The following is a 4,109-nucleotide window of genomic DNA, read 5'->3' on the forward strand; positions in this document are numbered from 1 at the left end:
CCCATGGATGGGTTCACGGCGTGCCTCGCAAACGGATACCGGCAGCAGGACCGCCACCAGTTCATCTACGAAGCACTGAACCCATACCTCAAGACTCCAGGAAATTCCGAAGCATATCGTGCCCGTGCTGAGTCAGTATCGACTCCGGGTGGAACTGCACCCCTTCCACCGGCAACTCGCGGTGACGCAGTCCCATGATCTCATCGATCTCGCCGTCTGCGTTTTCGGTCCAGGCAGTGATTTCCAGGCAATCCGGCAGACTGCCCTTGTCCACCACCAGCGAGTGATAGCGGGTCGCCTCGAACGGATTCGACAGACCGTGAAACACCCCCAGATTATTGTGAATGATCGGCGAGGTCTTGCCGTGCATCACCTCACCGGCGCGCACCACACGACCGCCGAACACCTGACCGATGCTCTGGTGACCGAGACAGATTCCAAGGATCGGTACCTTGCCCGCGTAAGCGCGAATGGTATCCATGGAAATACCCGCCTCGTTCGGCGTACAGGGGCCCGGTGAAATCACGATTTTTTCCGGGTTCAGCGGTTCGATATCTGCAACGGAAATTTCATCATTGCGCTTCACCACAACATCCGCCCCCAGCTCCGCCAGGTACTGCACGATATTGAAGGTAAAAGAGTCGTAGTTATCGATCATCAGGATCATGATTCGGTTCCTTTATCCTGTGTCGCCTCGCCCAGGCGTTTTTGCAAACGGGCAAGGGAATCCTGGGTTGCGCGCAGTTCGCGCAGAATTTCAGTCTGGCTCGGCGGCATCGCCAGCTCATCCAGGCGGCGCAACTTGGCTTCTTCCAGATTGTTCAGAACCACCCCGATAAACAGGTTGATCATCACAAACGCGCCCATCACCACAAAGCTGATGAAGTAAATCCACGCGTAGGGCATGGCATCCATCGCCGTATACATGATGTCTGTCCAGTCCTCAAAGGTGACGATACGGAACAGGCTCAACAGGGCGATGGGCAAGGTGCGCCAGTGGGTGGGGTCGATTTCGTGAAACAGGAAATAACCGGCCACCCCGTAGATATAAAAAATAATCCCCATCAGCAGGCTGATATGGAACATGCTCGGCAGGCTGCGCAACAGCGTATCCACCAGCAGGCGCAGCTCGGGGAAAGCCGACACCAGGCGCAATACCCGCAGCACCCGAACCAGACGCGCCAGTGTGGCCAGGGGGCCAGCAGCAGGAATCAGGCTCAATACGATGATGGAAAAATCAAAACAGTTCCAACCATTGGCAAAGTAGCGCCACGGGCGATTGCCCTGGGCGACAATCTTGATGGCAGCCTCCACCATAAACGCCAGCAGGATCAACTGATTGACGCCGTGTAGCATGTCGCTGAAACGCGCCATTACCCAGGTAGAGGTTTCCAGCCCAACCGCCAGCGCATTCACGGAAATCAGGGCGATTATCACCTGGTTGAAAATTGGCGCGTCGACCAGTCGGCGGCACTGTTCAGCAAAACTACGCTTCTGTTCTACTGAGATTTCGTTACTCATCGGTACTACTTCTTCCAATGTAATAAAAAACGGTTATTGCCCGGTGGCGATGGCCACAGCGCGGAACAGGGCCCGCGCCTTGTTCATGGTTTCATCCCACTCGGATTGCGGATCGGAATCCGCTACCAGGCCGGCGCCGGCCTGCACGTAGACTTTCTGGTCCTTGATCACCGCGGTGCGAATCGCAATGGCGGTATCCATATTGCCGTTCCACGCCAGGTAACCCACGGCACCGCCGTAGACACCGCGCTTTTCCGGCTCCAGTTCATCGATGATTTCCATCGCGCGAATCTTCGGCGCGCCCGATAAGGTTCCCGCCGGGTGTGCCGCGCGCAATGCGTCGATGGCATTCAGTTCCGGCTTAATCTTTCCGGTGACATTGGAGACGATGTGCATCACATGGGAGTACCGCTCCACCACCATTTTTTCGGTGACCTGCACGGTGCCGGTCTGCGCGACCCGGCCCACATCGTTGCGCCCCAGGTCGATCAGCATCAGGTGCTCGGCAATTTCCTTGGGGTCGGCCAGCAGATCCTGCTCCAGTGCCAGATCCTGCTCCTCGGTCGCGCCCCGGCGGCGGGTACCGGCGATCGGGCGCACGGTCATATCGCCATCTTCCAGGTGCACCAGGATTTCCGGGCTGGAGCCAACGACCTGGTGATCCCCCAGATCGAGGAAATACATATATGGCGACGGGTTGAGGCTGCGCAATGCTCGGTAAAGATTGAGTGGCGGTACGGTAAACGGTGCCGACAGGCGCTGGGAAGGCACAACCTGCATGACGTCGCCGGCCAGAATGTAGTCCTTGACCTTGTGCACGCCCTGCTTGAAGGCCTCTTCGCCAAAGTGGGACCTGAAGGTTTCTTCTGCGGTGTGGTCGCCATCAATACCCAGGGGCTCAACGCTGGCGAGCGGTTGCGACAATTGTCCCACCAGTTCGTCCAGGCGGCGTTGCGCAGACTCGAAAGCATTTTCCTGCTCCGGGTCCGCGTGCACGATAAACAGTACGGCACCAGCCAGGTTGTCGAACACCACGAGTTCGTCGCTGACCATCAACAGGATATCCGGGTTACCCAGGGTATCCGGTGGGCAGCTATCTGCCAGCTTGGGCTCGATATAGCGCACGACGTCATAACCGAAGTAGCCCACAAGGCCGCCGTTAAAGCGCGGCAATCCTTCGATTTCCGGCACCTTGTAGCGGCTGCGGAACTCTTCGACGTAGGCCAGCGGGTCTTCAACCACTTTTTGCTCGACGATTTTCCCATCGCGCTCGACCACTACATCGTGGTCGGTCACCTTCAATACGGTGCGGGCAGGCAATCCGATAATCGAGTAGCGCCCCCACTTCTCTCCGCCCTGCACCGACTCAAACAGATAGCTGTAGCGACCGCCGTCGCGGGCGGCGAGCTTCATGTAGGTAGTGAGCGGGGTTTCGATATCCGCCAGTACGCGGCGGACGAGCGGTATGCGGTTGTATCCTGCAGACGCAAGCTGGGTGTATTCGCTGGGGGTCATGGCGACTCCGGGTCTATGCAATGCTTATTTTTTGTACTGGGGCCTGGATTTCGCTTCTTTGTGGAATCCTACCCGCGGGAAAGGCGCCCGAAAGACCATATGGCCTGCAGGCTCTAGCGGATCAGTGGCGCCATCGCCAGCTGTTGATGTGGGGGGCAGTGCAGTTCAATGTCACTTTCTCGCAGCGTTGGGGTCGCAGTGTCGAGTTGCTTCCCTGTATTCCGGCGAGCAAGTGTACAAATCTCTTGTGGGGTGGGCAAGCGCCGGCATTCCGGCGCTGTCCGTGGTAGCCGTGGGCTCAGGCCTGTGCGAGCTCCGCGCGCATGGCTTTGATCACTTCCGCATAGTCGTCCTGGTTGAAGATGGCAGACCCGGCCACAAAGCTGTCGGCACCTGCCTGGGCGATTTCGCGGATGTTGTCGCGGGTGACGCCGCCGTCGATTTCCAGGCGGATGTCACATCCGGAGTCGTCGATAAACTTGCGTGCTTCGCGGAGCTTGTCGAGGGTGGCGGGGATAAATTTCTGGCCGCCGAAGCCGGGGTTCACGGACATGAGCAGGATCATGTCGAGCTTGTCCATGACGTATTTAGCGGCGTCGAGGCTGCTGGCCGGATTGAATACGAGGCCGGCTTTACAGCCCAGGGATTGGATCAGCTGCAGGGAGCGGTCGACGTGCTTGCTGGCTTCCGGGTGGAAGGTGATGTAGCTGGCGCCGGCATCGGCGAACATACGGATCATGTCGTCGACGGGCTCGACCATCAGGTGTACGTCGATAGGGGCTTCCACGCCGTGGTTGCGCAGGGCCTTGCAGACCATGGGGCCGATGGTGAGGTTGGGGACATAGTGGTTGTCCATTACATCGAAATGCACCCAGTCGGCGCCAGCGGCGAGGACGTTGTCGACTTCTTCACCCAGGCGGGCGAAGTCGGCGGAGAGGATGGAGGGTGCAATTTTGTAGTCCGGCATTTTCTCGTCTCAGTACTTGGTTTTAGTGGCCCCGGGCAGTGCGCGTTGAACACTTCCGGTGGCGGTCAGGTACTGGGTGGAGTTTTTCGAAACCGCTGTGAATACA

At 58.3% G+C, this 4,109-nt stretch carries 4 protein-coding genes; all 4 read right to left on the bottom strand.

Going from position 1 to position 4,109, the window contains the following annotated elements; all coding sequences use genetic code 11:
* Positions 1-88 precede the first annotated feature (88 nt).
* Positions 89-667: an anthranilate synthase component II gene (locus tag B4U49_RS01080; protein WP_078082745.1), complete on the bottom strand. Its 579-nt coding sequence runs from the start codon at positions 665-667 to the stop codon at positions 89-91.
* On the bottom strand, positions 664-1,521 hold the full coding sequence (locus B4U49_RS01085) for an ion transporter (RefSeq protein WP_078082746.1): 858 nt from the start codon (positions 1,519-1,521) through the stop codon (positions 664-666). The genes B4U49_RS01080 and B4U49_RS01085 overlap by 4 nt, the downstream gene beginning before the upstream one ends.
* A 33-nt stretch (positions 1,522-1,554) precedes the next feature.
* Positions 1,555-3,036, bottom strand: coding sequence for an anthranilate synthase component I (gene trpE, locus B4U49_RS01090; protein WP_078082747.1), 1,482 nt, complete (start codon positions 3,034-3,036; stop codon positions 1,555-1,557).
* Positions 3,037-3,334: 298 nt separating this feature from the next.
* Complete coding sequence (gene rpe / locus B4U49_RS01095; protein ID WP_078082748.1) at positions 3,335-4,003, bottom strand: ribulose-phosphate 3-epimerase; 669 nt, start codon at positions 4,001-4,003, stop codon at positions 3,335-3,337.
* Between the last annotated feature and the right edge of the window lie 106 nt (positions 4,004-4,109).

It is taken from the genome of Microbulbifer mangrovi, assembly GCF_002009015.1.
Classification (GTDB): Bacteria; Pseudomonadota; Gammaproteobacteria; order Pseudomonadales; family Cellvibrionaceae; genus Microbulbifer; species Microbulbifer mangrovi.